Here is a 25,551-nt window from a genome sequence, read left to right on the forward strand (position 1 = left end):
CACCGAGAACGAACGTAATCAGGATCATCCCGTTGGCGGTCGTTGTCGTCCAACGATCCGACTTCGGGTCGTACCCGCTGATCTTTCGAGAAATCACCGCGTTCGGCCGTTCGACGGCGTCCCGTTCCTCGTGGCTGGTCGGCTGTGCCGCATCGACGGCCCGCCCCCACCATCGGATGAGGACGTCGTCGAGGTGCGAGGTGTCGAAGTCCCGGGCGACTTCTCACAACGCGCCCCGAAACTCTCACTCGAAGGCGGTTCGATCCTCCTCGTCGAGGACATCACGAGCGAGTTTCGATCGGCACGGGAGCGGCGTCGACTCACCAGTCCGGACGCAGCGGCATGGAGCTGGTCCCGCCCTCCGAACGCACTCCCAGCATCTGGTGCAGCTGGAGCTGGTTGCGCTCGAAGGCCAGCCGAGAAGCCGCCATGTAAAGCCGCCACACCCTGGCCCTGGCGTGCCCCACCTCGGCCACGGCCTTGCGCCAGTTGCGCTCCAGGTTCTCGCACCAGCCGGCCAGCGTCAGCGCGTAGTGCTCGCGCAGGTTCTCCTCGTGCCGGACTTCCAGGCCGTTGTCGTGCATCCGGGAAGCGAGCTCGCCCGGCGGCTCCAGCTCGCCGTCGGGGAAGACGTAGCGGCTGATGAACTTGCCCGTCCTGGCCGGGTAGGAACCGTCGGGACGCGTGATGCAGTGGTTGAGCAGTCGCGCACCGGGGCGCAGTTTCTCCCGCAGAAAGCTGAAGTACTCCGGCAGCTGCTCCCGCCCGATGTGTTCGGTGAGCCCGATCGAGCTCACCGCGTCGAAGCCGGATTCCGGCACGTCTCGGTAGTCCTGGTAGCGGACCTCGGCCAGCTCACCCAGTCCCCGGTCGGCGATGACCCGTCGCGCCCACTCGGCCTGTGACCGCGAGAGCGTGACCCCGATGGCGCGCACCCCGTAGTGCTCGGCCGCGTGCAGCACCATGCCGCCCCAGCCCGCGCCGATGTCCAGCAGCCGCATGCCCGGTTCGAGCCCGAGCTTGCGGGCGACGAGATCGTGCTTGGCGTACTGCGCCTGCTCCAGGGTCGCGTCGCTTCGCTCGAACACCGCGCAGGTGTAGGTCATCGAGGGCCCGAGCACCCACTCGTAGAACAGGTTGGACACGTCGTAGTGGTACGAGATGCTCTCGCTGTCCCTGCGCTTTGAGTGCCTCCTGCCGCCGCGGGCGCGGTTCTCCTGCTCCGGTGGCCGAACGGGCCACCAGAGGCGGTAGCCAGCGAGCCTCACCGCCAGCTCGGCGCGCAGCTTCCGGGAAGCATCGGACATCACCACGGACGGAAACGCCGCCAGCGCGGTGTACATGTCACCCCGCACTTCGATGTGACCGTTGATGTAGGCCCGCGCCAGCCCCAGTTCCCCTGGGGCCGCGGCAAGGTGTGCCAGTGCCAACGGAGAATTGATCACTATGGCCGATGAGCAACCGGCAGGCCCGCTGCGACTACCGTCGTAGCCGCGGAACTCGATGGGCGGATCCTCACCGAACAGACGTGCGAACACGGCTGCCAATGACATCGTCGAACCCTCCATATCGACCTGACAGCGACTACCGGGACTCGGTCCGGAAGTCGTGGTAGCAACCGAGCGCGCTCAGGTACCCAGCACACACTTGTCGTAGAGATCGGGCAACTTGCCCGCTTGGTCGTAGCGCTGCTTCAACCCTTGGTACGTGGCTCCGTCGTAACGGCGCCAGAACTCCTCGGGCTCGTAGTACGCGGTCGAGTACAGCGACTTGTGCCCGTCGAGCTCGCTCACCTTCGCCTCGATGGCCCGGTTGTGCGTGCCGACGGGTTGCCCCTCCCCCAGCGGCACGGTGGCCCAGAACCCGACGTTGACGTACAGCGTCGCCGGGTCCATGGGGTAGAGCGGCCAGCCCTGGTCGTCGCGCAGCCGCACCGGACACAGCCACACCGGACTGATGCCGATCTCGCGGTGGAAGAACTCCAGGAACTCGGCCAACCGGTCGAGCGGGATCTCGACGTCCTGGATCACCGGTTCGCGGCCGGGGCGGCCGCGGAGCCGGTAGAACCGTTCGGACAGTCCGTAACGCTGGTCGAGGGACACGAGCCTGCGGTAGACGTCCGACCGCAGCAACCGGCGGGGCCAGAACGGGCGGACCGCGGGGTGCTGCGCGCCGAAAGCGCGGGAACACCAGAACCAGTCGGTGTCCCAGCGCCACAGGTAGTCGTGCGTACGCAGGTGATCCACCTCGCGGGCGCGCACGGAGCGGTAGTAGATCCGGTTACCGGTGTAGTCGCTGGTGTAGGGCGCTCGCGAGGTGAAGGTGCCCAGCGTCAGGTACAGCTCGTTCGCGCCGAACACGGTGCCGTCCAGAAAGTCCACCCGCTGCTCGTTCCAGCTCCCCGAACGGGCGATGCGCTCGATAGCCTCGGCGCAGGCCGCTGTGGAGTCGAACGGTACGTGCCGCAGCCGCACGTAGTCCCGCACCGGCTGGAGTTCGATCAGCAACCGCAGCGCGTAGCCGAGCGAGCCGTAGGAGTTCGGGAAGCCGCGGAACAGCTCGGCGTGCTCGTTGTCGGGCCGCGCCAGCACGACGCTGCCGTCACCGGTGAGGACCTCCATCTCCAGCACGGATTCGTGCGGCAGCCCGTTGCGGAACGACGAAGCCTCGATCCCCAGACCCGCCACGGCACCGCCGATGGTGATCGTCTTCAGCTGTGGCACGACCAGCGGCATCAGCCCGTACGGCAGCGTAGCGGCGACCAGGTCCTCGAAGGTGGTCATGCCCTGGACGTCGGCGACCCGCCGTCGCGGATCCACCCGAAGTACCCTGTCCAGGCCGGTGACGTCGAGCCCGCCGCCGCTGACCGGCGCGCGGAACCGGAACAGATTCGAGGTGGACTTGGCCAGTCGAACCCGTTCGGACGCGGGGATCCGACCGTAGCGCGCGGCCAGCGCGGCGACTTCGTCGGAGTGTTCGACACGATCGGGTGCGGCGGGCGGATCGCTCTCCATGATCTACGACTCTAAGCCGCACCGCCGGTGCGGGCATCCCGATTCGCGAGAAACGCGTCAGAATACGCGAACCGTCCACGCGGTACTACTCCGGGGGCACCAGGCCCTGTCCGACATCACTCGGAGCGACGCAGCGCCCAGGCCCGCAGGCCGCGGAAACCGGATACCTTGTTCGGCCCGAGCGAGGTCAGCAAGAAATCCGACTCGGAGCGCAAGCCGGCCGCGCACTCGCGGTCCACCAGCACCGACGAGGGCCTGGCCAGCGTGGTCAGCCTGCTGGCGATGTTGACGGTGGAGCCGTAGACGTCACCGAACCGGGCCAGCACCGTGCCGTGGGCCAGACCGATCCGCAGCGGTGGCAGGTCGGGTTCCCGCGCGACGTTCTCGTTGAGCGACAGCGCTATCTCCGCCCCGTCGCGGACCGTGTCCGCCACGAACAGCACCTCGTCGCCCACGGTCTTGACGATTCGACCGTGGTTCTCGGCGATCACCCTGGTGACCAGGTCCTCGAAGTCGTCGATCAGCCGCGCCAGTTCACGTTCGCTGTAGTCGCGCACCAACCGGGTGTAGCCCACGATGTCGGCGAAGCCCACCACCACTGTCGGTTCTTCCGGCCCGGTGTCGGCCTCGTCGAGTTCCCGTGCGGCGATGGCGGAGAGGTGCCTGCGCCAGACGTAGCCCTGCAGGTTCTCCATCACCGGCAGGATCGCCTCGGCGACCTCGGCGGTGGTTTCGATGTCGGTGGCGAAGGTGTCACCGAGCACGGCCTTGAAGATTCCCAGCTGCCACTCGGCCAACCGCGACATGGTCTGGGCCAGTGAACGCGCGACCGCGGTCTCCAGCTCCGGCGGAATCACCTCGGCCGATACGAGCTTGTCCACCGTTCGCATGGCATCGACGTCGAAATCGGTGAACACAACGGCCTCGGGAGCGACGTGCGCGAAGCCCATCGCCTGCCAGAGCCGCTCGGCCCTGGCGAGTTCGACGCCGGCCAACCGGGCCACGTCGGCCTTGCGGTAGCGGGGTTCGCCGCCGAGCAACGCCCGCTCCACCGGATTGTCCGGCGCTACCAAATCATCGTGTGGTTCGAACGACGAGCACATCGCACTCCGAACGTCGGGATACCTCCGAGGGCACCGATCCCAGGATTCGTCCTTTCAGCGTGTTCAGACCGCGACTGCCGACCACCAGCAGATCGGCCGAGTGGCTCTCGGCGGTCTCGATCAGCGAGTCGATGGGCGGCCCCAACACGGACACGGTATCGACACTGCCCGCTCCGGCGGAACGGGCGTGATCGATGGCGTCACGCAGGCTGTCCTCGGCGGGCGCGGAACCGACCACCTGGAAGGCCTCCTGCCCCATCTCGTCCCGCGCGCGCTCCACGTCGCGCCTGCTGTTGGGATAGTACGCGCAGACGATCACCAGTTCGGCGGAGTCACCCGCCAACCGCGCCGCGCGCCGGACGGCGTACATCGAAGGGGACGATCCGTCGGTTCCGACGACCACCTTGCGGTAACCAGTCATCGATCTCTCACTCTCCGCCCCACCAGGACTGCTCGGACGTTCGACGAGGTTCGCCGATCGGCTCACCGGACGGGTCGCGCGGTGGATACGACCGCACGAGCGGTCGGTGCGGCACCGGACGCGCCCGGGGAGCACACGCCCGGTCAACGTTTCGATCGGGAAACATCAATAGCTCAACGACCGCGCCTCGGAATCGTCACGGTGGTTTCGCACCGTAGTCACCTCACCCATCACCGACCGGAAACCCGGAACGCCGAGCGGGGCGGGCACGACCCGCTCAACCCCGTGGCCGGGACTCGGTTTGTCGGAACAGCGCCAGTTGCAGCTGAACACTCAGCCGCTCCGCGGCATCGTCGAGGTCGATGCCGCTGATCTCGGCGGCCCGCCGGACACGGTGGCGCAACGTGTTCGGGTGCACGTGCAGCGACAGGCTGGCACCTCGGACATCGCCGAAGAACTCCAGGTAGCACAGCAGCGAGCGGGCGAACTCGGTGCCGTTGTCCGCGTCGTGGGCGCGCAGGGTAGCCAGCCTGGGATCGCGCACCCGCTCGTTGTCCCGCAGCATCGTCAGCACCTCGCTGAGCAGCACCCGGGAGCGGACGTCGTCGATGGTGGCGACCTCGGCTGTATGGTCGTGCCCGAGCGCGTCGAGGATGCGGTCGGCCTCGATGCGGGAGACCGGAACGTCGTCCAGCGTGGCGACGACCGAACCGATGCCGGCCTGGACACCGGAGCGGAGCTGGCTCCGCGCCGCGGTGACGATCTCCTGGGCCAGTCCGGAAACCGCCGATTCGGCGTGCCGGTCCGGCAGATCGGGCAGTAGTACGTACACCCGGGAACCGATGGTGGTCACCAGCGCGCTGCGCCGGTAGGAAGCGGCGTGCACCGAGATCAGACTGGTCATCTCGGCGCGTTCCAGCTCGATCTCGGAGCGGTTGGACACACCGGTGTGCTCCCTGGGGCGCAGGGTCAGTACCACCACCACGGCGGATTTTCGGGGATCGGCGCCGATGTTGGCCGCGGCCGAGTTCCCGTCGATGCGGCTCTCCAGCAAACCGGTCAGCAGGTTCTCCCGGAACCGGGGAGCCATGGTCGACTCGCTGCGCTGGCGGATCAACTGCAGCGCGGCCACCCGCGCCGCCCCGATCAGCGAGCGGTCACTGTGCTCGCTGAGCCCGCGAGCGCCCTCCTGCACCCAGATGGTTCCCAGCGGCTGCGCACCGGCGTGGATGCCCACGGCCATCCTTCGCCGAATCCCCAGGTCGGGGCGGGGCTCGATCCGGACGACCTCCTCCCCGCCGCGCAGCCGTTGGTAGATCCCCCACTCCCGCAGCATGGCCAGGTAGGACTCCGGACCGCGTCTGCCGAGAATGGACAGCCTGCGCAGTTCGTCGACCTCGTCGTCGGAGCGCGAATAGGCGAGCACGCGGTTGGCGGTATCCTCGATGCTGACGATACCCTCGGTCAGCGCCGCCACGGTCTGGGCCAGCGAGAACAGGTCCCCCAGCGCCTCCCCGACGTCGGCCTCACCGGTCAGCCGGGCGTTCTCCACCGCCGACCGGGCGAACGACTCCAGCTGCTCCCACCGCACATCGGGACGCACCCCGAGCAGCGCGATGCCGCCGCCGATGGCCGCCTCCCGCAGCGCACGAGCGTCCTGATCCGCGTCGACCTTGACCGCCACCGCCGCGGCACCGGAACGGGCCACCCGTCGCACCAGCGGCACCGCCGAGCGGCCACGGGTACCGATCACCAGCACGAGATCCCCGGCTCCCGTTCCCGGGGCCTCCTCCGGATCGAGGATGACCACGTCGTGAACGGCGACGTCGAACCCGCCCGGGGCAGCCAGCACGTCGACCAGCGGTTCGCCCACCGCGATCAACAGCTGCCGCAGCGCCACCCCGGTGGTACCCGGCTGCTCGTCGTTGCCACCCGCACTCGCCGAATACCACCCATCGGCAACCGGTTGTTCGATCGACCAATCCATCACCGTCAACGATAGCCGCTCGTACAAGCCGACCGGGCGCTCGAACTTCTATCCTCGGCAATTGGAGGGGCCGGTAGCGACACGTCCGGCCCACGATCGACACCGACGTCGCGCGAGGAGGCGTAAGGTCATGGATGCCATCACTTCGGTCCCGGTACCGGCCAATGAGCCGGTCAAGTCCTACGCCAGGGGAAGCGCCGAGCGGGAGTCGCTGCAGCGGCGTCTCGCCGAGCTGCAGGCAGCGCCGATCGAGTTGACCACGACCATCGCGGGCAAACAGCGGATGGCGAGTGGTGAACGGTTCAACGTTGTCCAACCGCACAATCATTCCCGCGTTCTGGGCGTTTGTGCGCAAGCGACCAACGCCGATGTCGCCGAGGCGGTGCAGGCGGCCAAGGACGCGGCCGCGGACTGGGCGGCGATGCCCTTCGACGAGCGCGCCGCCGTGATGCTGCGCGCGGCGGACCTGCTCTCGGGCCCGTGGCGGGACACCATCAACGCCGCCACCATGCTGGGGCAGTCCAAGTCGGTGCACCAGGCCGAGATCGAGGCGGTCTGCGAAATGGCGGACTTCCTGCGGTTCAACGTGCACTTCGCACGCCGCATCCTCGCCGAGCAGCCCAACTCGGTACCCGGCGAGTGGAACCGGATGGAGTACCGCCCGCTGGACGGGTTCGTCACGGCGATCACCCCCTTCAACTTCACCGCGATCGCGGCCAACCTCCCGACCGCGCCCGCGCTGATGGGAAACACGGTGGTCTGGAAGCCGACCCCGACCCAGCAGTTCGCCGCGCACTTCACCATGCGCATGCTGGAGGCGGCCGGGCTGCCGCCGGGAGTGATCAACATGGTCACCGGCGACGGACAGGCGGTCGGCGAGGTCGCACTCACCGACCCGGATCTGGCTGGACTGCACTTCACCGGTTCCACGGCCACGTTCAAGAAGCTCTGGAAGACCATCGGCGAGAACCTGGACGGCTACCGGAGCTACCCGCGCATCGTCGGTGAGACGGGTGGCAAGGACTTCGTCGTCGCGCACCCCTCCGCGGATTCCGACAAGGTGGTCACGGCCCTGGTTCGCGGCGCCTTCGAGTACCAGGGGCAGAAGTGCTCGGCGGCCTCGCGGGCCTACGTCCCGCGCTCGCTCTGGGAATCCGGCATGCGGGAGAACCTGGTCGAAGCCACCCGACGTGTCACCTACGGCGACCCGACCGACTTCTCGCACTTCGGTGCGGCGGTCATCGACCACCGCGCTTTCGCCAAGCACAAGGCCGCGATCGACCGAGTGGCGGACGAGCCGTCGCTGGAGATCCTCGCGGGCGGCGAGTACGACGACTCGGTGGGCTACTTCGTGCAACCGACCGTCATGGTGGGAACCGACCCCTACGACGAGGCGTTCACGACCGAGTACTTCGGACCGATCATGGCGGTGTACGTCTACGAGGACAACGACTACGAGCGGATCCTGGGAATCGTGGACGAGACCAGCCCCTACGCACTGACCGGAGCGGTCTTCGCCGACGACCGGAGCGCGATCGGGCAGGCCCACGAGCAGCTGCGCCACGCGGCGGGCAACTTCTACGTCAACGACAAGCCCACCGGCTCGATCGTGGGAAGGCAGCCGTTCGGCGGCGGGCGCGCCTCCGGGACCAACGACAAGGCCGGCTCGATGTTCAACCTGCAGCGCTGGGTCAACCCCCGCGCCGTCAAGGAGACCTTCGACGCCCCCACCGAGCACACGTACCCGCACCAGGGCTGAGCCCGGCCACGATCCGCGAGGAGATGAAAGATGCTGCGCAGTGTGATGCTGACCGCGGCCCGGTCCGGTGCGATACGTGGGCTCGTGGAGGCCAATCCACTCACCCGGACGGTGGTGGACCGGTTCGTGGCCGGGGCGGACTCCCGCGAGGCGATCGGGGTGACCGCTCGGCTGGCCGAGGAGGGGCTGCACGTCACCCTGGACCACCTCGGTGAGGACACCACCGACGTCACGCGGGCCGACGACACGGTGCGGGCTTACCAGGGGCTGCTCTCGGAGCTGCACCACGCCGGACTGGCCGACCGCGCGGAGGTCTCGGTCAAGCTCTCGGCGGTGGGGCAGCAGCTCTCCCCGGACGGGGAGAAGATCGCGCTGGACAACGCCCGCCGGATCTGCGAGTCAGCGGCCGCCGTGGGTACCACCGTCACCCTGGACATGGAGGACCACACCACCACGGACATGACGTTGCGGACGCTGTCCGACCTGCGCGTGGACTTTCCCTGGGTGGGAGCGGTCCTGCAGGCCTACCTGCATCGCACCGAGCAGGACTGCCGGTACCTGGCCACCGCGGGTTCCAGGGTTCGGTTGTGCAAGGGGGCCTACTCCGAGCCCGCATCGGTGGCCTTCCAGGACAAGCAGGAAGTGGACCGGTCCTACGTGCGCTGCATGCGGGCGCTCATGGCGGGCGAGGGACACCCGATGATCGCCACCCACGATCCCCGCATGATCGCCATCGCCACCGAGCTGGCCCAGCGTCACGGGCGTGGTGCCGACAGCTACGAGTTCCAGATGCTCTACGGCATCCGGCCCGCCGAGCAGCGCCGCATCGCAGCGGCGGGGCACAACCTGCGGGTTTACGTGCCCTACGGCGAGGAGTGGTACGGCTACTTCATGCGCAGGCTGGCCGAACGCCCGGCCAACGTCGGGTTCTTCCTGCGTTCGCTGCTGACGCGCTGAGTACGCGCTCCCGCCCGGCTGTCGCCCGGTCATCGTCGCCCGGGGACGGTCGGGCGGGTTCTTGGTAGGTGGGTTCCGCCAACGGGGCGGCGCGCGATTCCTGGGGAGAACGAGCGCCGGAGGGAACGGTGCGGGCACGGCACCGCGTTCCGCGCGAACTCGTCGCCGTCCGAGATCTCCCGCCGCCTGTCACCGTTCGAACGCGCGCCCCTCACCGTTCGTTCGGCTGATCCGCCGTCTGCCCGGTCACCGGGGGACTCGGTGCGGGTCGGCCGAGGATCGAGTGAGCGCTGACTCCCGTGATCAGTCCCCAGAAAACCGAAGCGATACCGAGGATCGACACCCCTGAGGCGGTGACGAGGAAGGCGATCAGCGCTGCGTTCCTGGTCGCGGGCTCGGCGGTCGCGGTCGCCAGCGACCCCCCGATGGTGTCCAGCAGTCCGATCCCGGCGATCGCGGTGATGAGCGCGCCGGGCAACGCGGCGATGAGACTTCCGAGAGTGGCGCCGAAAAGACCGAGCACCAAGTAAAACACCCCCGATACGATGCCGGCTCGGTAGCGCTGGGCCGGATCCTCGTGAGCATCGGGCCCCATGCACAGAGCGGCCGTGATCGCGGCGAGGTTGATACCGAAACAGCCGAACGGGGCGAGTACCGAGTTCGCGAGGCCGGACCAGGACAGGATCGGTGATACCGGTGTCCGGTACCCGTGAGCCCGCAGCGTCACCACACCCGGCAGGTTCTGCGAGGTCATCGTGATGACGAACAGCGGGATCGCGAGACTGATGGTCGTGGCAGGCGACCAGGAGGGCCACACGAAAACCGGCGTAGCGACGGCCAGGCGCACGGTATCGAGCTGGAACGAGCCCTGGACGACCGTAAGCAGTGTCCCCGTCGCCAGCGCGATGAGCACCGCGTAGCGCGGTAGCAGCCGCTTGCAGAGCAGATAGGTCACCAGCATCGCGAGGATCAGCCAGAGGTGGGCGCGCATCGCGGTGAACAGGTCGATGCCGAACCGCAGCAGTATGCCTGCCAGCAGTGCCGAGGCGATCGGCGCCGGGATGAGGTTCACAGCGCGTTCGAACCATCCCGTGACTCCGACGAGCACCGTAAGAGCCGAAGCGATCAGGAAGGCCCCGACGGCCTCGGACAGCGGGACATCCCGTGCGCTTGCGGCGAGCATGGCGGCGCCGGGGGTCGACCAGGCCATGACCACCGGCGCTCGATAGCGTAAGGACAACGTGATCGAGGTGACGCCGATGCCGACACCGAGCGCGAGGATCCACGAGGAGATCTGGGCCGGGCTCGCGCCGACGGTTCTGGCCGCTTGGAAGACGAGGGCCACCGAGCTCGTGACACCGACCAGTGTCGTCACACCTCCTGAAACCACCGCGGTCATCGGAAGCGTGTTGGTCAGACGCTGACGCAAGCGCACGGGCGATCAGTCCGATCGTCGAAAGCAATTCGTTCTGTTTATAGAACGCAGTCATGCTAGGAGGGCGCGATGGAGATGGTCAAGGTCGTCGGGGCGAACCTGCGTGCGGCGCGCGAGCATCGCGGCCTGTCGCTGTCCGAGGTCGCCCGTCGTGCCGATCTCGGCAAGGGGACCCTGTCCGAACTCGAGGCCGGGCAGCGCAACCCGACACTGGAAACCCTCTACGCCCTGGCCACGGTGCTCGGTGTCCCGCTGGGCCTGCTGCTGATAGCGGAAACCGAATCCCCGACGGCGACGACGCTGGTCGTACGAGGGACCGATCACGCCGAGCTATCCGGACAGGCGGTCGACGTACGACTGGTCGACCGGACAGGCAGTGGTGGTCAGATCCTGGAGATCTACCGAATCCACGTGCGAGCCGGGAAGCGTTACGTCTCCCCCGCCCACCGCCCCAGGGTCGTCGAACAGCTCCTGGTGCACTCCGGAACACTGACAACCGGCCCGGTGTCGACCCCCGAAACGCTCGGGCCCGGCGACTACATCAGCTTCGACGGGGGCGTGGACCACGTCTACGAGGCGCCTCACACCGATGTGCACGGCACACTCGTCATGCGCTACGGGGAAGGTTGAATGACGCCCCATCCCGCCCGAGCATTCGGACGGGGACCGATCAAGAGCAGCCACACGACCCGGAACAGAACGAGGCCGCGACCCCCGAGACGGCGGCCGCGGCCTCGTGACAACCGCTGAGTTCCGTGGTGGAACCGGTGCGCGATACTGGGATCGAACCAGTGACCTCTACCGTGTCAAGGTAGCGCTCTCCCGCTGAGCTAATCGCGCGAGGCGGAGGCGGGAATCGAACCCGCGTACAGGGCTTTGCAGGCCCTTGCCTGAGCCACTCGGCCACTCCGCCGAAGCCACCGGCGACAACGTCGTTCGGACGAGCCGCTCGGCCACAGAGCGGATGACGGGATTCGAACCCGCGACCCTCACCTTGGCAAGGTGATGCGCTACCGCTGCGCTACATCCGCACTCACGACGGGACCGAAATCCTCCGCTCGGCACCTCCGCCGTGTTCGGTCAAAACTCTAGACCACGCCGTGAACGGCGATCGAACCGGGGGTCCCCTGCCGACAATCAGCACGACAGCGGGCCGGAGCCCGCCGTCACCACCACGAGCCGTCACAACGCGGAATCACGGGCGACGCACGATCACGAGAGGTCGTGCGGCAGCAACCTCGTGATCGCCTCGTCGATACTGACCCAGAGCCCCTCGTTGCCCGGCACCACCACGTCGTAGGTGCGGTCCAGGAAGTCCGCCAACTCCTGGGCGGACGCCTCGAACACGGCGTGCCCCGAGGGTGAGCTCAGCTCGATCACCACGACCTCGGGGTCGTCGGCGGCGGGCCTGATCGCCACATCGCCCTCGCCCGCGTGCGCGATCAACCCGTCGGCCAGCAGATCGCGCGCGAACACCCACTCGACCCAGCCGGCACGGCCGGTGCGGAACGCCGCGACGACGGCGTAGGGGTCCCGAGTGTCGTACCGCAGCTCCACCTGAACCGGAACGGCGGGCGTCTGCGGGGCAAGCAGATCGAACACCGCTGTCGAACGAAGGGTCACATGATCGTTACGCATCGTCCTCGCCTTCCTAACTCCCTCCCGGTCGCAGCGAAGCCGACCGAGCTACACAGTTGTGACGGTTATCCGGGTCCGTTCGCTCGCAACCAACGAATAGATCACCCGTACGGGGGAGAATTAATTCGCTGCGCTACTACAGAACTCCGTAGCGTAGCCAACAACTCCGGGTGGCGGAGAAATTCCGCGATTCATCAACACGAGCCTCACCACCCCGAAGAAAACCACCGATCCCACCGATCCGCAATCGGCGTCCCGGCCGGTTCCGCGGCAAGCCGAAATAATGCTTCCGAACCCTCTCGTGCGGCCCACTCGCACCACCCCCGTCGGGCGCGTGTACGAACCCGTCAGACAACGCCCCCGGACGGACACCACAACGCTCAAGGACTGAACCGGTGGATGCCTCGCGGCCACCACGGGACGCTGTTTTCAGGATAGTCGATAGTTGTACGACAAGCCGTTTCACACAAGAGCCCCGGGAGAGGCGCACCACAAATGTTCACCGAAACGGGCTAATATCAAATACTCCACTCTCGGGTTTTCACGCCTGCGTCCGAAACCCAAAAGCGAGACCGGCGTCACAGTGTGATATACACGATCACATCATCGCCGTGTCCGCGGCGAACGCCCGGAACGAAAATATGCGCCGCACGAGCCACTCTACAGGCACTGCCGCACCACGTAGGCTGAGACACTGACGGGGAGCCCCATGTGGCTCCGGCAGAGCGACACGGGGCCGAGAGCACCCGGGAAGCAGGATCGGTCAGCAGGCAGGTGTGTTCTGAGTAGGACAGCAGAGCCCGGTTCACGACACCGCGAGAACGAACCGCCACACGCACACCTCTCGGGCTGGCGCGCACGTGTGCACCGCCTACGGGAGCGCTTCCGCGCGCGCCGGGAGCGAATACGCGCCAGACCGGCGCTGAACACCCTCTACCGTTTCGGTCTCGGACTGCTCGGCGGGATAGTGCTCCTGCTGGGCATAGTGATGATTCCCTATCCGGGCCCCGGGTGGCTGTGCGTGTTCGCGGGCCTGGGACTGCTCGCGACGGAATTCGCCTGGGCACGACACGTGAACATGTTCGCCAAGCACCACTACCAACGCTGGGTCCGCTGGCTGTCCCGGCAGCATCCGGCGACAAGACTGGCGGTGATGACGGCCACCGGACTCATAGTGGTGGCCACCCTCTGGCTCATCGGCGCTTTTGACCTGGTCGGAGACTTCCTCGGTCTGCAGTGGAGCTGGCTGGCCTCCCCCCTGTTCCAGGCGTGAAAAGGATCGTGTAAGCTTCTTGTTGTCGCTGCGGCAGGGCGGCAACGGGCGATTAGCTCAGCGGGAGAGCGCTTCGTTCACACCGAAGAGGTCGCTGGTTCGAACCCAGCATCGCCCACCGAAGTCGGCCCGAGGTGATCCCACCTCGGGCCGTACGCTTTCCGGAGATTCCCCTCTCCTTCTTTCGGGTAGTGTGCGGCACCGCACTGTAATGTGCGTGTTTTATTCGTCTTCCGTGACTCGGACGAGTGTTGACAACTCGCACCGATCCGCGTCCGTGAGTGATATCGGACGGCACGTGGTCACGTACCCGTGAAGTCAATCTTCAACCGGTACCCGGCAACGAGTGGCCGCCGACTCATGATTCCTCCCGGCACCGGCGTTGTTCCCGATTTTCACACAAGGCGTTTCGGATGAGGATTTCCGACATCGGTACGGGGTCGATCGACGGGACTTCGGATCATCTCCTCCGAGTCCCGCTCGATATCGTACTTCGAATCATCACTCTATGACTCTTCGTGTTCGCCCGAGAACCGAATGTGACTTTAAGATTTCGTGGGATCACCCGTTCCCCGACGCGAACGGATCGGTTCCACCGATGTCGGTGTCGACGACCGTGCCGGTGACGAGTCGATTGATGATTGCACCTCCAACGAGCATTCCGGCACGAATCCGAGAACAGGAAGTGTTTCACTCCGGGCTCACGAAGCCACGAAGCCTTCCGCTGTGAGGCCCTCCGAAAGTCCGCCCGGGCCCGCTTCGGTCTCGCCGGATCGAACGACCCGGCCGGCTGTCCCGCACCGGGACAGCCGACGAGGCGCTCGCGATCAGTCGCCGAACGAGGTGGCCCGGCGTACCAGTCCGTGCAGCGCACTGCTGACAACGGTGACGATGATCGCCCCCCAGAAGGCGGGCCAGAAACCGTCGACGTGGAACGGGAGATCGAGGTTCCCGGCTATCCAGCTGGTCAGCCAGAACAACAGCGCGTTGACCACCAGCCCGAACAACCCGAGAGTGAGGATGTAGAGCAGACACCCCAATGTCTTGGCGACCGGCTTGAGCACCACGTTGACGATGCCGAACACCACGGCCACGACGAGCAGTGTCAACGCCTGGGTGGCCACACCATCGGTTCCTCCCCCTTGGTCGCCCAGCGCGATCCCGGGCAGTGCCGTGGTCACCCAGACCGCCACGGCGGTGATCAGTATGTGCACTACGAGCGCCACGATGTCCCTCCCGTGGTTGCTGCCGTTCGCACCGCACACGCTACGCGGAGAGATCACGATGTCCCGAGGCACCACGGCGATTCCCTCGGTCGTGCTAACCACCCAGCACGCCGGGCACGCGGGCATCCCGCGCGAAACGCTCGACGGACGAACCTCGACCTGACCGGCACCGTGCCCGTTCCGAGCCAGGTGCCCGCACGCGGCGCCGGGGCGGCTCTGCCGAATGCCCCTGGCTTCGCGTGGTGGGAAGGTGGACTCGACGCGGGGGACACGGCTCCGCGGTGGGTATTCCGGGCGGGGACTGCCGAATCGCCGTACTCGTCGGTAACCTGTGTGCGATTCGGTGGTCCGACACATCCGTTCCGAGTGTCGAGCGCGGGTGCGCGAACCCCCACGGGCAACACAACCGGCAGGAAGCGAGCAGTATGCGGATCGGGATGCCGCTGAACTACAGCGGGGGATTCAAGGAGACGGTCGACGAGCTGGTCGACTACGAAAAGGCCGGACTGGACATCGTCTACGTTCCGGAGGCGTACTCGTTCGACGCGGTCAGCCAGTTGGGGTTCATCGCGGCGCGCACCGAACGCCTGGAGATCGCTTCCGGCATTCTGCAGGTCTACACCAGGACACCGACGCTGACCGCCATGACCGCGGCCGGACTGGACTTCGTCTCGGGCGGACGGTTCACGCTGGGCATCGGCGCCTCCGGACCACAGGTGATCGAGGGCTTCCACGGGCTGCCCTACAAGGCACCGCTGGGACGCACCCGGGAACTGGTCGAGATCTGCCGCAAGGTGTGGCGGCGGGAGAAGGTCACCCACGAGGGCAAGCACTACAACATTCCCCTGCCAGCCGAAGAGGGAACGGGCCTCGGCAAACCACTCAAGCTGGTCAACCACCCGGTCCGGGAACGGATCCCGATCATGATCGCGGCGATCGGCCCCAAGAACGTGGCGATGACCGCGGAGATCGCCGAGGCGTGGGAACCGATCTTCTACGTCCCGGAGAAGGCCGCCGAGGTGTGGGGGGACTCGCTGGCCGAGGGCCGCGCGAAGCGGGACGCCACACTGCCGGAGCTGGACACGGTGGTACAGGCACCACTGGCCATCGGTGAGGACCTGGACGAGCTGCTCGACTCGATGCGCCCGATGCTGGCGCTCTACATCGGCGGCATGGGCGCCAAGGGCAAGAACTTCTACAACAACCTGGCCCGGCGCTACGGCTACGAGGCCGAGGCGGAACGAATCCAGGACCTCTACCTGGACGGCAAGAAGGACGAGGCGGCAGCGGCGGTGCCCCGCGAACTGCTGACCAAGACCTCGCTGATCGGGCCGGAGAGCCATGTGCGCGAGCGCATCGCCGCGTTCCGCGAGTCGGGCGTGACCACCCTGAACGTGACGCCGTTGGCGGGCAGCGCCGCCGAGCGCACCGCGCTGATCGAGCGGGTGCGCCACCTCGCGGACGAGGCCTGAACGACCTCCCTCCCGCGCCTGTCAACTCCGACGGGCGCGGGAGGGGCTTCGGCCCGCTCAGTCCGCGTTGAGCACCCGTACCGGTGTGCCCGCCAGAAACTGCCGGATGTCCTCGACCGTTTCGATGAAGAACGCCCGATAGGTGTTCTCCGAGACGTAACCGATGTGTGGAGTCAGCACCGTGCGAGGCGCGTGGCGCCACGGATCGTCCTCGGGGAGCGGCTCGCGCTCGAAGACATCGATCCCGGCCCCACCGATACGCCCCTCGTGCAACGCGGAAAGCAATTCCCGCTCGTCGACGATCGGGCCGCGGGAGGTGTTGACCAGTATGGAGTCCGGCCCCAGCAGGTCGAGCTCGGCTCGCCCCACGAGTCCGCGGGTTCGCTCACCGAGTTTGGTGTGCACGGTGACCACATCGGAAGCGGCGAACAGCTCCCGCTTGTCCACGGCCCTGGCACCCGCCTGCCGAGCACGCTCCGCGGTGAGGTTCTCGCTGAAGGCGAGTACCTCCATGCCGAACGCACGTCCCACCGTGGCGACCTGCGCACCGACGCGTCCGAGCCCGAGGACGCCGAGCGTGGCGCCCGCGAGGTCCTTGCCGACGGTGTGCTGCCAGCCACCGGTACGCACGGCCCGGTCCTCCCTCGGGATCGCTCTGGCCACCGCCAGGATCAACCCCCACGTGAGTTCCGAGGTGGTGCTCCAGTCGGCTCCGGCTCGCATGCCGTTACCGGTACCGCACACCGTCACACCCAGTTCGGCCGCTGCCGCCGTGTCGATGGCCGCGTTTCCCATACCGGTGGTTACCAGCAGCTTCAGGTTCGGCAACGCTCGCAGCACTTCCGAGGGGAAGGCGGTCCGTTCCCGCATCGCCGCGATCACGTGGAACGGTTCGAGCCCGCGTACCAGTTCCGCCGGATCAGCGATGTGCTCGTCGAACACGGTCACCTCGGTGTTCGCGGGCAGGGTGTGCCAGTCACCGAACTCGCGGGCGACGTGCTGATAGTCGTCGAGGACGGCGATCCTGACAGTGGTGTCCGCACTCGCGATGAGGTCCTCGACGGCGGAACCGTCCCGGTCTGGTGTGCTGTCGGCTCGCATGTGGCTCCCGGTTGGTGATCGGAGTTCTGCGGGTGTCCGGTTGCTCGTTCGATCGGCCACACTACCGCCCGCCGTAGGGCGCGAAGTTCTCGGAACGGTCACCGATCTCGGAATCATCACCGGCCGCGACGATCTCCGGGAGGGGCGCACCGCACGGGACCGTCCGTCGATGCCGGGGCACGCCCCGGGAGACTGGTCCTCGTGAATACGTCGACCTTGTTCCACCTGCTTCCCTCGGAGTCCTACCACTCGGGCCCGGAGGAGGCCATCGGCGCGGACTCACTGGAGCGGGAGGGGTTCGTGCACTGCTCACCGGATCCGGAGACGACCTTGGCCGTGGCCAACACGCTCTACCGTTCCGCCGAGGAGCAGCTGGTGCTGCTCGAACTCGACGCCACGGCGTTGTCCGCGCCCGTACGCTGGGAACCTCCCACACCGGCACCCCCGGAAGGCGTGGCGTCGGAAACCCTGTTCCCCCACGTCTACGGCCCACTGGACCGGGCGGCGGTTCGTGAAGTGCGCTACGCGCGGCGGGACACCGACGGACGTTTCGTCTCGTTCGAAGCCAGGGGTGCCACCGCCGAACTGCTGGACCTGCTGCCGCACCCGGAGGGCGGCTGGTACCGGCGCACCTGGACCTGCGCCACGACCGCTCATCCACCGGATCGTGGTCCACGCCCCAGCGCGACGGCGATCCACTACCTGCTGCCCGCCGGGGAACGCTCGCGGTGGCACCGGGTCGAGTCGGACGAGTTGTGGATGTGGCACGCGGGGCCGGCGCTGCTGTTGCACGGCGCGGGCGACGGTGCGGAGCCGGCGGACCGGACGGAGACGGTCACGCTGGGGGCCGAGCTGGCGGCGGGCCAGCTGCCCCAGTCACTTGTTCCCGCCGGCAGCTGGCAGTGTGCCGAGAACACCGGGGACGCCGACATCCTGGTCAGTTGCGTGGTATCTCCCGGCTTCGACTTCGCGGACTTCCGAATGATCTGACTCCGCCGTCGATGGAGTTCGGGGCTCCGGAAGCGATCGGTTCGATGCCCGGTGTGCCGGTGTGGCGCTGAGTCGGGTGGGTCTGAAGGGTTCGGTGCCGACGAACCGTCGCTCGACCCAGCTCATCGCCAGCAGGGCGATCACGATCGTTCCGGTGCCCGTGGTGGCCGTGACCGCGAAGACCGCAAGAGAATTCACCAGCAACCACCCCCGAGGATGCTTCGGCTCTGTGTCCGCGCTCGCGCAGCGACTCCCGCGAGGGCTGACGCGGGAATTCCGGTCGGAAGAATTGACCGTTTCGAGCGTGTCGACTCCTCGACAACGGTAACGGCTCACGCGGAACATCGCTGGCCGGGAAACTGGACTCTGCGATCAGGTGAGTAGCGGATCATCGCGCCGCGGAGCGCGAACATCGGCATCGTGTCGGCCACCTCGCTGAAGTCACCGGTTGTCCGCTCACGAGAGACCCACCCTGCTCTCAAGGGCACGCTGTCACGGGGAACGCCCGTCCGGGTCAGCGAGTGGTTCCCGCGGTTCCCGGCGGTTCGACGACGAGCGCGCCGGGACTCGTGGCGGTAACATCTTCCCGGCGAATCGCGAGTGAGCTCCCGAATCGTTCGCCACCGCCGAACACCTCGCCGGAGAGGGGCGATACGGTGCGGAACTACGCGGTCCACCTGATCTGCCATCTGCTCGTCGTGCTGGCCGGGCTCGCCGGTGGGATCGCGACCGGGCTGTGGTTGTTCGACGGCAACGCCGCCGCGGGATGGTTGGCACTGCTGGCACTGGTCGTGGCGCTGGGAGTGCTGGCACTGCAGGCGGGCCACCTCCGGCGCGAACGAGCTTTCGCCGCGCCGCGTGGCTCACGTGGACGTCGCACCCTGCCGGAACCGGGAACGCGCTGAAAAACCGCGAACCCGGGGGAATCGGCGCCCGTACGACGGTGCCCTGGGGCAGGCACCGTCGTAACCGATCGGCCCGAGGGGACGAGAAGCTCACCGTGTCCGAGGAAGCGCGACCACCGAACCGTCAGCGGCCGAGCGGCGTGCCGCCTCGATCACTTCGAGTCCCCGCAGTGCGTCGGCCGGATCGACCGGCGGGGCGACCCCCGAGTCCAGTGTTCGCACGACTCCGGCGTAGAAGTCCTGATAGCGGCCGGGCCTGCTGGGCCAGGGACGGGTCTCGGGGCCGACACCGATCGAGCCCCAGTTCTCCCTCGGTTCCTCGCCCCACCCCGGCTCGTCGGGAAGACTCCCCTGCCGCAGTGCCGCTTCCTGCGGATCCAGTCCGTACTTGGTGAACGCCGCTCGATCTCCCAGGACCCGAAACCGTGGCCCCTGCTGGGCGGCGAGTTTGCTCACCCAGAGGTGACTGTGCTGACCACCGGTGTGCCGCAGCGCCACGAAGGTGTCGTCATCGGCGGCCACGTCGGGACGAATGGTGTCCATCTCCGCGTAGACGGATTCGACGTCGCCGAACAGACACAGTGCCTGATCGATGAGGTGGCTGCCCAGGTCGTACAGCACACCACCGGCCTCGCCCGGACCTCCCTGATCGCGCCAGGAGTTCTTGGCCTCGGGAACCCAGCGTTCGAACCGGGACTCGAACCGGTGCACCCGTCCCAGCGAGTCGGAGTCGAGGAGTTCCCGAACGGTGAGCATGTCGTTGTCCCAGCGACGGTTCTGGAAGACGGTCAGGGGCACCCCGCGGTCCTCGGCACGCGAGATCAGTTCTCTGGCCTCTTCCGCTGTGGGGGTGAACGGCTTGTCGACCACGACCGGAAGTCCGGCGTCGAGCGCACGCGCGGCCAGTTCCGCGTGGCTGCTGTTGGGAGTGGCGATTACGACGAGATCCAGTTCCTCCGCCCGCCGGAACAGCTCCGTGGCATCGGAGTGCACGTGAGTGTCCGGGTACTGTGACGCCACCTGCTCCGCCCGTTGCCCGCTGGAGGTGACCACGGCATCCAGCCGCAATCGCGGCTGCGCCGCGATGAGCGGGGCGTGAAAGGCGGAGCCCGCCAGACCGTAACCGAACAGACCGACCCGAAATCGTCCCTCCGAATCCATGTCCCCATTACATCAAGCGGGCCACCGGTCCCCGCTGTGCCCGTCTCGGACGGAGTCGCCGCTCGCACGGCGGACGGGGATTTCCGGGTCGAGAGCGGTCCCCGGCATCGACAGATCGCGTCCGGGGCGGACCAGCCCGGTTTCGTAGGCCAGGATGACGAGCTGGGTGCGCGAACTCAGGTTGAGTTTCTGCATCACGTGGTAGACGTGCGACTTGACGGTCAACTCGGCCAGTCCGAGGCTCTCGGCGATCTCGGCGTTGGATCCCCCGCGCGCCACCTGGAGCAGCACGTCTCGTTCCCGATCGGTCAGCGGCGCCAGTTCGAGCGAGGCGTCGCGCATCTCCAACGCGGCGAACCGGTGCAACAACCTGCGCGTGACGCTCGGGGCGAGCAGGGCGTCACCGGATGCCACGGTGCGAACGGCGCGGAGCAGTTCCTCCGGCGGCGCGTCCTTGAGCAGGAAACCGCTGACTCCGGCCCGCAGTGCGGAGTAGACGTACTCGTCCAGGTCGTGGACCGTCAGCATGATCACGGCTGTACGTCCGTGCGTGGTTCGGACGATCTCGTCCGCCGCGACGATGCCGTCGGTACCGGGCATCCGTATGTCCATCAGCACCACGTCCGGCATGCGTCGCCGAACGGCGGCCACGGCACTGCGCCCGTCATCCGCCTCGGCTGTCACCCGAAGATCCGGCTCGGCCGACAGCAGGGCCACCAACCCACCACGAATCATCGCCTGGTCATCGGCGACCAGCACGTCCGTGACCGACTGCGTCACCACCTACGGACCTCCTCGGATCACCCCGGGTCCGAAATTTCCGGGCACGGTAGCACGGCGGACAAGTGAAACCCGTTCGGAACAGGATGCGCCGTCAAGGTCCCGCCGAGCAACGACACCCGCTCACGAAGTCCGATCAAACCGTGCCCGGTGGAACCGGAATCGCCCTGCGCCACCGGGCCCGCACCATTGTCCGTCGAACGAGCCCGCCCGAGGAAATCGTTGGTGTGATTGTTCACCTCGATGTCCAGTCCGGATGCCCGGTAGCTCAACGACACGCGCGCGTACCCCCGCCCGGCGTGCTTGAGCACATTGGTCACCGCCTCCTGGACCACCCGATAAGCCGTCATCTCCACCCCCGGATCCAGCTCGCGCACCCGGCCGACGCGCTGCAGTCGCCAGGCGACGCCGGTCCCACGCACCGAATCGATCAACTCGTCCAACTGCGCCAGCCGCGGCGTGGGGGTGCGATCGGCGCCGCTCCCGGAGAAGGCACCTTCATCGGAACCGGATCCGTCCTCGGAACCGTCCCTGCCGTCGGGGACGGCACCGTCCTCGGTTTCTCCGCCGGGAACCGCGCGCAACGCGCTGACCAGCTGACGCATCTGTTCCAACGAGGAACGTGAGGTCTTCTCGAGCTCCCGGAGCGTGTCCCTGGCGTGGTCGGGATCGCGATCCACCAACGAGCGAGCCACTCCGGCACGCAGCGCCACCACCGAGAGATTGTGCGAGACGATGTCGTGGAACTCGCGGGCGATGCGGGCCCGTTCCACGGCCGCCGCCTCCCTGGCGAGCTGGTCCCGTGCCCGGTCGAGCAGATTCACCGCCTGTTCGAGCTGTGCGGCCTGCCTGCGTTTGATCCGCATGGCCCTCCCCCAGCCGAGCACCATGACCACGTTGACCAGTGCGCCGAGCAGCATCACCGTGGCGGCGTACGGCGACATCGAGGGCAACCTGCTGAGGGGCCAGATCATCGCCACCGCCCCGGCGGCGACCGTGGTGGGGAGCTCGCCCCGCACGCACACCGAGTAGACGCTGATCAGGATGGCCAGATTCAACGGTCCCACCGGCTCTTCGAGCCGGGTGAGCACGATGGTGACCGTCACCAGCACCACCAGACTCACCCACGGCAGGAACCGCCGTAACAGCAGTACGCCCAACGCGGGCAGCCCGAGCGACAACGACCAGCGAAACGTCTCTCCCTGATGCGAGGGCAGGAAGACCACGAGCAGGTGACAGCAGACGAAAACGGCCACCAGTCCGATCTCCAGCAGTGCTCTGCGCCACCGCTTCGGAATCGGGACCGGTAAGGAGATCGCCTCGGAATTCCCGTCGCGCAACAGGGAGCCCTTTCGGAGTACCGGCGTGGGGATGCACAACAGTACTTGCCCACGCGGTTCCGATCACCCGGGCGAAACGACTTCCGCTGCCGGGTCCGAGTCAGGGGCGATGTCCGGGTCAGGAGGCGATCCCCACGGAGATCCGGCCGAGGAGGTCCCGCTAGTAACCTCGATCCTTCCACGCACGCAACTGCGGCCGCTCGGTGGCGATCGTGGTGCTGGGGCCGTGCCCGGGACGGACGATGGTGTCGTCCGGCAGCGTGAACAACCGGTTCGAGATCGACTCGATGATCACGTCGAAGTCCGAGTAGGAACGCCCCGTGGCGCCCGGTCCCCCCGCGAAGAGGGTGTCGCCGGTGAACACCGTGTTCAGTTCCGCCGAGTACAGACTCACCGCACCGGGGGCGTGCCCCGGGGTGTGCAACACCCGCAGGCCGGTCCCGGCCGCTACACCGATCACCTCGCCATCGGCCAGCATCCGGTCCGGTTCCCGGTTCGGATGCGTCATCCGCCAAAGCACCGAGTCATCGGGATGCAGCAGAATCGGCGCTCCCACGGCGTCGGCCAGTTCGGGAGCGAACCGGACGTGGTCGTCGTGGCCGTGGGTGGCGATGATCGCCGACACGTCACGGTCCCCGACGAGTTCCAGGATCGCGGTCACGTCGTGCGGGGCGTCCACGACCACGCACTCGTGGTCGTCGCCGATCACCCAGACGTTGTTGTCGACCTCGTGGGTCTGCCCGTCCAGTGAGAACGTGCCTGAAGTGGTGGTGTGATCGATACGCGCGTTCACAACATCACCACCGAACGGAGGACATCGCCACTGCGCATCTTTCCGAAGGCGGATTCCACCTCGCCCAGCTCGATCTGCTCGGTGACGAACTTCTCCAACGGCAGTCTGCCCTGCAGCGACATCTCGATCAACGTGGGAAAGTCCCTGGTGGGCAAGCAGTCGCCGTACCAGCTCGACTTCAACGCACCACCTCTGGCGAACACGTCCAGCAGCGGTAGATTCAGCCGCATGTCGGGCGTGGGAACCCCGACCAGCACGACCGTGCCCGCCAGGTCGCGGGCGTAGAACGCCTGCTCGTAGGTGCGCGGACTGCCAACGGCCTCGACCACCAGATCCGCACCGAATCCGTCGGTGACTTCGCGGATCACCGCGACCGGATCGGTCCGACCCGCGTCCACGGTGTGGGTGGCGCCGAATTCACGGGCCCACTCCAACTTGCGTGGGTCGGTGTCGACGGCGATCACCCGACGTGCTCCGGCCATGACAGCACCTGTCACCGCACCGTCGCCCACACCGCCACAACCGATCACGGCCACCGAGTCCCCGGGCCCCGCGGCCCCGGTGTTGACGGCAGCACCGATACCGGCCATCACACCGCAGCCGAGCAGACCGGCCACCTCGGGACGCGCGGACGGGTCGACCTTGGTGCACTGTCCCGCTGCCACCAGGGTTTTCTCCGCGAACGCACCGATTCCCAGGGCGGGGGACAGCGGGGTGCCGTCGCGCAGCGTCATCGGCTGGGTCGCGTTGTGGGTGTCGAAGCAGTACTGCGGACGTCCTCGGCGACACGCCCGGCACCGACCGCAGACGGCACGCCAGTTGAGCACCACGAAATCGCCGACCACCGGATCGGTGACGTCGGAACCCACCGCTTCCACCACACCGGCGGCCTCGTGCCCCAGCAGGAAGGGGAATTCGTCGCTCACCCCGCCGTCGCGGTACTGCATATCGGTGTGGCAGACGCCGCACGCCTGCACGCGCACCAGCGCCTCCCCAGGTCCGGGTTCCGGAACCCGGACAGTGGTGACCTCCACCGGCCGCTCCGCGCCGGTCGCGACCACCCCACGAACCTCAGTCGCCACCAACAACCTCCGGTAATCGAGCGAAACCTCGCGACCTGATCATCGTCGTACGGCGGGGCCACGAGCACAACCGTGACGCCGGGACCGTCGCTCGATCGAATTGTCGAGGGCCGACAGGCATACTGCCGACGCCATCAACGGCCGATCACACCGGTAAGCACGCTTAGTCACCGTGAGATCACGCTGCGATTGCGGCGTTCGTCTCGGCCGGAGCCGGCACGCGCCCCGAACTCACGGTGAACACTTCGACAGGTAGTGCTGTAACGCCGCGACCCCGGAGGAGACAAACAGGATGTGGGCATGATCTGGGACGACTCCCGATACCGACGCCAACTGGACCTGACGCGCCCCTGCGGCGCGCGAATCACCGACGCCTTCCTCGGGGGCTGCCACAACTTCGGTGTCGAGCGAGAGTTCGTGGAACGTGCCGAGCGGAGGATACCCGGCATCACCGCCACGATGCGGGAGAGCCGGGCGTTCCTGCGTCGCGCGGTCGACCACTCCCTCGCATCGGGGATCAGGCAGTTCATCGACCTCGGTTCGGGACTGCCGACCGTGGGCCACATCCACGAGATAGCGGGCAGGCTCACTTCCGACTACCGGGTCGTCTACGTGGACAACGAACCGTTGACCGCGGCGCACGGTGCTCGACTCCTGACGGACGAGCCGAACACGGCGCTGCTGCACGAGGACTGCCGCGAGATCGACTCGGTACTCGCCGCGCCGGAACTGCGACGGTTGATAGACCTGAGCGAGCCGGTGGCGCTGGTACTGACCGGTGTGGTGCACTCCCTGCCGGAGAGTTCGGACCCGCGATCACTGGTGAGTTCCTACCGGCGGAGACTGGCATCCGGCAGCCACTTGGTGCTGGCCCACTTGACCGACAGCGTCCAACCGGAGCGGGCCCGAACCCTGCAGCGGCTGTACGCGGAGAGTTCGGATCCGGTGTTCGCCCGCGGTACCGGTTGGATCGACACGCTGTTCGGCGACTTCGAGATACTGGATCCCGGGACGGGACCGCTCGCGGCCTGGCGCCCCGAACCCCGGGAAACCGGGGATACCGAGCGCTGTCGGATGCTCTACGGCGGAATCGGCCGCAAACGCGAGCCAGCGG

At 67.4% G+C, this 25,551-nt stretch carries 22 protein-coding genes, 4 tRNA genes and 1 pseudogene; 10 read left to right on the top strand and 17 right to left on the bottom strand.

The features are described 5' to 3' along the window. Positions 1 to 320 precede the first annotated feature (320 nt). The 5 genes from BM394_RS14855 to BM394_RS14875 all read right to left on the bottom strand — a co-directional run bounded on the left by BM394_RS14855 (position 321) and on the right by BM394_RS14875 (position 6,525). The gene (locus tag BM394_RS14855; protein WP_092979359.1) at positions 321 to 1,553 is read right to left on the bottom strand and encodes an SAM-dependent methyltransferase; all 1,233 of its coding nucleotides are present in this window, start codon (positions 1,551 to 1,553) and stop codon (positions 321 to 323) included. Positions 1,554 to 1,628: 75 nt separating this feature from the next. Next, positions 1,629 to 3,014, bottom strand: a complete 1,386-nt coding sequence (locus BM394_RS14860) for an FAD-binding oxidoreductase (protein ID WP_092979019.1) — start codon at positions 3,012 to 3,014, stop codon at positions 1,629 to 1,631. A gap of 116 nt (positions 3,015 to 3,130) precedes the next feature. Next, positions 3,131 to 4,087 carry an adenylate/guanylate cyclase domain-containing protein gene (locus tag BM394_RS14865; protein WP_245780211.1) on the bottom strand — a complete coding sequence of 319 codons (957 nt, stop codon included), beginning with the start codon at positions 4,085 to 4,087 and terminating at the stop codon, positions 3,131 to 3,133. A 1-nt stretch (position 4,088) separates the two neighbouring features. Beyond that, positions 4,089 to 4,538 carry a universal stress protein gene (locus BM394_RS14870; RefSeq protein WP_092979023.1) on the bottom strand — a complete coding sequence of 150 codons (450 nt, stop codon included), beginning with the start codon at positions 4,536 to 4,538 and terminating at the stop codon, positions 4,089 to 4,091. 277 nt (positions 4,539 to 4,815) lie between these two features. Further along, the gene (locus tag BM394_RS14875; RefSeq protein WP_092979361.1) at positions 4,816 to 6,525 is read right to left on the bottom strand and encodes a PucR family transcriptional regulator; all 1,710 of its coding nucleotides are present in this window, start codon (positions 6,523 to 6,525) and stop codon (positions 4,816 to 4,818) included. A gap of 130 nt (positions 6,526 to 6,655) precedes the next feature. Here BM394_RS14875 and pruA point away from each other — a divergent pair, with 130 nt between their 5' ends. After that, complete coding sequence (gene pruA / locus BM394_RS14880) at positions 6,656 to 8,284, top strand: L-glutamate gamma-semialdehyde dehydrogenase (protein ID WP_092979025.1); 1,629 nt, start codon at positions 6,656 to 6,658, stop codon at positions 8,282 to 8,284. A gap of 30 nt (positions 8,285 to 8,314) precedes the next feature. Further along, positions 8,315 to 9,241, top strand: coding sequence for a proline dehydrogenase family protein (locus tag BM394_RS14885; RefSeq protein WP_092979027.1), 927 nt, complete (start codon positions 8,315 to 8,317; stop codon positions 9,239 to 9,241). Between the two features lie 211 nt (positions 9,242 to 9,452). On the opposite strand, the gene BM394_RS14890 is transcribed toward BM394_RS14885, so the two are convergent. Beyond that, a complete protein-coding gene (locus BM394_RS14890; protein WP_092979029.1) occupies positions 9,453 to 10,676 on the bottom strand; it encodes a benzoate/H(+) symporter BenE family transporter in 1,224 nt (407 codons plus the stop codon). A 69-nt stretch (positions 10,677 to 10,745) separates the two neighbouring features. Between BM394_RS14890 and BM394_RS14895 the strand changes: the two genes are divergently transcribed. Beyond that, positions 10,746 to 11,306, top strand: coding sequence for a helix-turn-helix domain-containing protein (locus BM394_RS14895; protein WP_092979031.1), 561 nt, complete (start codon positions 10,746 to 10,748; stop codon positions 11,304 to 11,306). A 138-nt stretch (positions 11,307 to 11,444) separates the two neighbouring features. On the opposite strand, the gene BM394_RS14900 is transcribed toward BM394_RS14895, so the two are convergent. The 4 genes from BM394_RS14900 to BM394_RS14915 all read right to left on the bottom strand — a co-directional run bounded on the left by BM394_RS14900 (position 11,445) and on the right by BM394_RS14915 (position 12,314). After that, positions 11,445 to 11,516 (bottom strand) — tRNA-Val (locus tag BM394_RS14900). 1 nt (position 11,517) lies between these two features. Beyond that, positions 11,518 to 11,589, bottom strand: a tRNA-Cys gene (locus BM394_RS14905). Between the two features lie 46 nt (positions 11,590 to 11,635). Then, positions 11,636 to 11,707: transfer RNA gene (locus BM394_RS14910), tRNA-Gly, on the bottom strand. A gap of 181 nt (positions 11,708 to 11,888) precedes the next feature. Next, positions 11,889 to 12,314, bottom strand: coding sequence for an SsgA family sporulation/cell division regulator (locus BM394_RS14915; RefSeq protein ID WP_092628535.1), 426 nt, complete (start codon positions 12,312 to 12,314; stop codon positions 11,889 to 11,891). Positions 12,315 to 13,176: 862 nt separating this feature from the next. On the opposite strand from BM394_RS14915, the gene BM394_RS14920 reads away from it, so the two are divergent. Together BM394_RS14920 and BM394_RS14925 are read left to right on the top strand one after the other, a co-directional pair. Then, positions 13,177 to 13,587: a TIGR02611 family protein gene (locus BM394_RS14920; protein WP_245780212.1), complete on the top strand. Its 411-nt coding sequence runs from the start codon at positions 13,177 to 13,179 to the stop codon at positions 13,585 to 13,587. Positions 13,588 to 13,633: 46 nt separating this feature from the next. Further along, positions 13,634 to 13,705 (top strand) — tRNA-Val (locus BM394_RS14925). A gap of 709 nt (positions 13,706 to 14,414) precedes the next feature. Here the strand turns inward: BM394_RS14925 and BM394_RS14930 are convergent. Further along, complete coding sequence (locus BM394_RS14930) at positions 14,415 to 14,813, bottom strand: phage holin family protein (RefSeq protein WP_092979035.1); 399 nt, start codon at positions 14,811 to 14,813, stop codon at positions 14,415 to 14,417. A 1-nt stretch (position 14,814) separates the two neighbouring features. On the opposite strand from BM394_RS14930, the gene BM394_RS23050 reads away from it, so the two are divergent. Then, positions 14,815 to 14,976: a hypothetical protein gene (locus tag BM394_RS23050; RefSeq protein WP_217643524.1), complete on the top strand. Its 162-nt coding sequence runs from the start codon at positions 14,815 to 14,817 to the stop codon at positions 14,974 to 14,976. Between the two features lie 262 nt (positions 14,977 to 15,238). Continuing rightward, positions 15,239 to 16,285, top strand: coding sequence for an LLM class F420-dependent oxidoreductase (locus BM394_RS14935; RefSeq protein WP_092979037.1), 1,047 nt, complete (start codon positions 15,239 to 15,241; stop codon positions 16,283 to 16,285). 57 nt (positions 16,286 to 16,342) lie between these two features. On the opposite strand, the gene BM394_RS14940 is transcribed toward BM394_RS14935, so the two are convergent. Further along, positions 16,343 to 17,386: a D-2-hydroxyacid dehydrogenase family protein gene (locus tag BM394_RS14940; RefSeq protein WP_092979039.1), complete on the bottom strand. Its 1,044-nt coding sequence runs from the start codon at positions 17,384 to 17,386 to the stop codon at positions 16,343 to 16,345. 201 nt (positions 17,387 to 17,587) lie between these two features. Here BM394_RS14940 and BM394_RS14945 point away from each other — a divergent pair, with 201 nt between their 5' ends. Together BM394_RS14945 and BM394_RS14955 are read left to right on the top strand one after the other, a co-directional pair. Then, complete coding sequence (locus BM394_RS14945; RefSeq protein WP_092979041.1) at positions 17,588 to 18,376, top strand: cupin domain-containing protein; 789 nt, start codon at positions 17,588 to 17,590, stop codon at positions 18,374 to 18,376. Between the two features lie 656 nt (positions 18,377 to 19,032). Further along, the gene (locus BM394_RS14955) at positions 19,033 to 19,281 is read left to right on the top strand and encodes a hypothetical protein (protein ID WP_092979045.1); all 249 of its coding nucleotides are present in this window, start codon (positions 19,033 to 19,035) and stop codon (positions 19,279 to 19,281) included. A 90-nt stretch (positions 19,282 to 19,371) separates the two neighbouring features. On the opposite strand, the gene BM394_RS14960 is transcribed toward BM394_RS14955, so the two are convergent. The 5 genes from BM394_RS14960 to BM394_RS14980 all read right to left on the bottom strand — a co-directional run bounded on the left by BM394_RS14960 (position 19,372) and on the right by BM394_RS14980 (position 24,437). Continuing rightward, positions 19,372 to 20,442, bottom strand: coding sequence for a Gfo/Idh/MocA family oxidoreductase (locus BM394_RS14960; protein ID WP_092979047.1), 1,071 nt, complete (start codon positions 20,440 to 20,442; stop codon positions 19,372 to 19,374). Positions 20,443 to 20,454: 12 nt separating this feature from the next. Further along, complete coding sequence (locus tag BM394_RS14965) at positions 20,455 to 21,222, bottom strand: response regulator (protein ID WP_092979363.1); 768 nt, start codon at positions 21,220 to 21,222, stop codon at positions 20,455 to 20,457. 20 nt (positions 21,223 to 21,242) lie between these two features. After that, positions 21,243 to 22,562, bottom strand: a complete 1,320-nt coding sequence (locus BM394_RS14970; protein WP_245780213.1) for a sensor histidine kinase — start codon at positions 22,560 to 22,562, stop codon at positions 21,243 to 21,245. A 160-nt stretch (positions 22,563 to 22,722) separates the two neighbouring features. Continuing rightward, the gene (locus BM394_RS14975) at positions 22,723 to 23,355 is read right to left on the bottom strand and encodes an MBL fold metallo-hydrolase (RefSeq protein WP_092979051.1); all 633 of its coding nucleotides are present in this window, start codon (positions 23,353 to 23,355) and stop codon (positions 22,723 to 22,725) included. Beyond that, entirely contained in the window at positions 23,352 to 24,437 is a 1,086-nt protein-coding gene (locus tag BM394_RS14980) for an S-(hydroxymethyl)mycothiol dehydrogenase (protein WP_092979367.1), read from the bottom strand. The genes BM394_RS14975 and BM394_RS14980 overlap by 4 nt, the downstream gene beginning before the upstream one ends. 300 nt (positions 24,438 to 24,737) lie before the next feature. Here BM394_RS14980 and BM394_RS14985 point away from each other — a divergent pair. After that, positions 24,738 to 25,526 (top strand): annotated as a pseudogene (locus tag BM394_RS14985) (SAM-dependent methyltransferase); the annotation flags it as partial. Positions 25,527 to 25,551 lie beyond the last annotated feature (25 nt).

The sequence above is a fragment of the Actinopolyspora lacussalsi subsp. righensis genome (assembly GCF_900116555.1).
Classification (GTDB): domain Bacteria; phylum Actinomycetota; class Actinomycetes; order Mycobacteriales; family Pseudonocardiaceae; genus Actinopolyspora; species Actinopolyspora lacussalsi.

Bases quoted from the DNA above. Each gene is read 5' to 3' on its own strand.
- BM394_RS14860 (WP_092979019.1), bottom strand. From the start codon at position 3,014: ATGGAGAGCGATCCGCCCGCCGCACCCGATCGTGTCGAACACTCCGAC.
- BM394_RS14935 (WP_092979037.1), top strand. From the start codon at position 15,239: ATGCGGATCGGGATGCCGCTGAACTACAGCGGGGGATTCAAGGAGACG.
- BM394_RS14855 (WP_092979359.1), bottom strand. From the start codon at position 1,553: ATGTCATTGGCAGCCGTGTTCGCACGTCTGTTCGGTGAGGATCCGCCC.
- BM394_RS14960 (WP_092979047.1), bottom strand. From the start codon at position 20,442: ATGGATTCGGAGGGACGATTTCGGGTCGGTCTGTTCGGTTACGGTCTG.
- BM394_RS14885 (WP_092979027.1), top strand. From the start codon at position 8,315: ATGCTGCGCAGTGTGATGCTGACCGCGGCCCGGTCCGGTGCGATACGT.
- BM394_RS14875 (WP_092979361.1), bottom strand. From the start codon at position 6,525: ATGGATTGGTCGATCGAACAACCGGTTGCCGATGGGTGGTATTCGGCG.
- pruA (WP_092979025.1), top strand. From the start codon at position 6,656: ATGGATGCCATCACTTCGGTCCCGGTACCGGCCAATGAGCCGGTCAAG.
- BM394_RS14915 (WP_092628535.1), bottom strand. From the start codon at position 12,314: ATGCGTAACGATCATGTGACCCTTCGTTCGACAGCGGTGTTCGATCTG.
- BM394_RS23050 (WP_217643524.1), top strand. From the start codon at position 14,815: ATGTCCCTCCCGTGGTTGCTGCCGTTCGCACCGCACACGCTACGCGGA.
- BM394_RS14895 (WP_092979031.1), top strand. From the start codon at position 10,746: ATGGAGATGGTCAAGGTCGTCGGGGCGAACCTGCGTGCGGCGCGCGAG.
- BM394_RS14940 (WP_092979039.1), bottom strand. From the start codon at position 17,386: ATGCGAGCCGACAGCACACCAGACCGGGACGGTTCCGCCGTCGAGGAC.
- BM394_RS14870 (WP_092979023.1), bottom strand. From the start codon at position 4,538: ATGACTGGTTACCGCAAGGTGGTCGTCGGAACCGACGGATCGTCCCCT.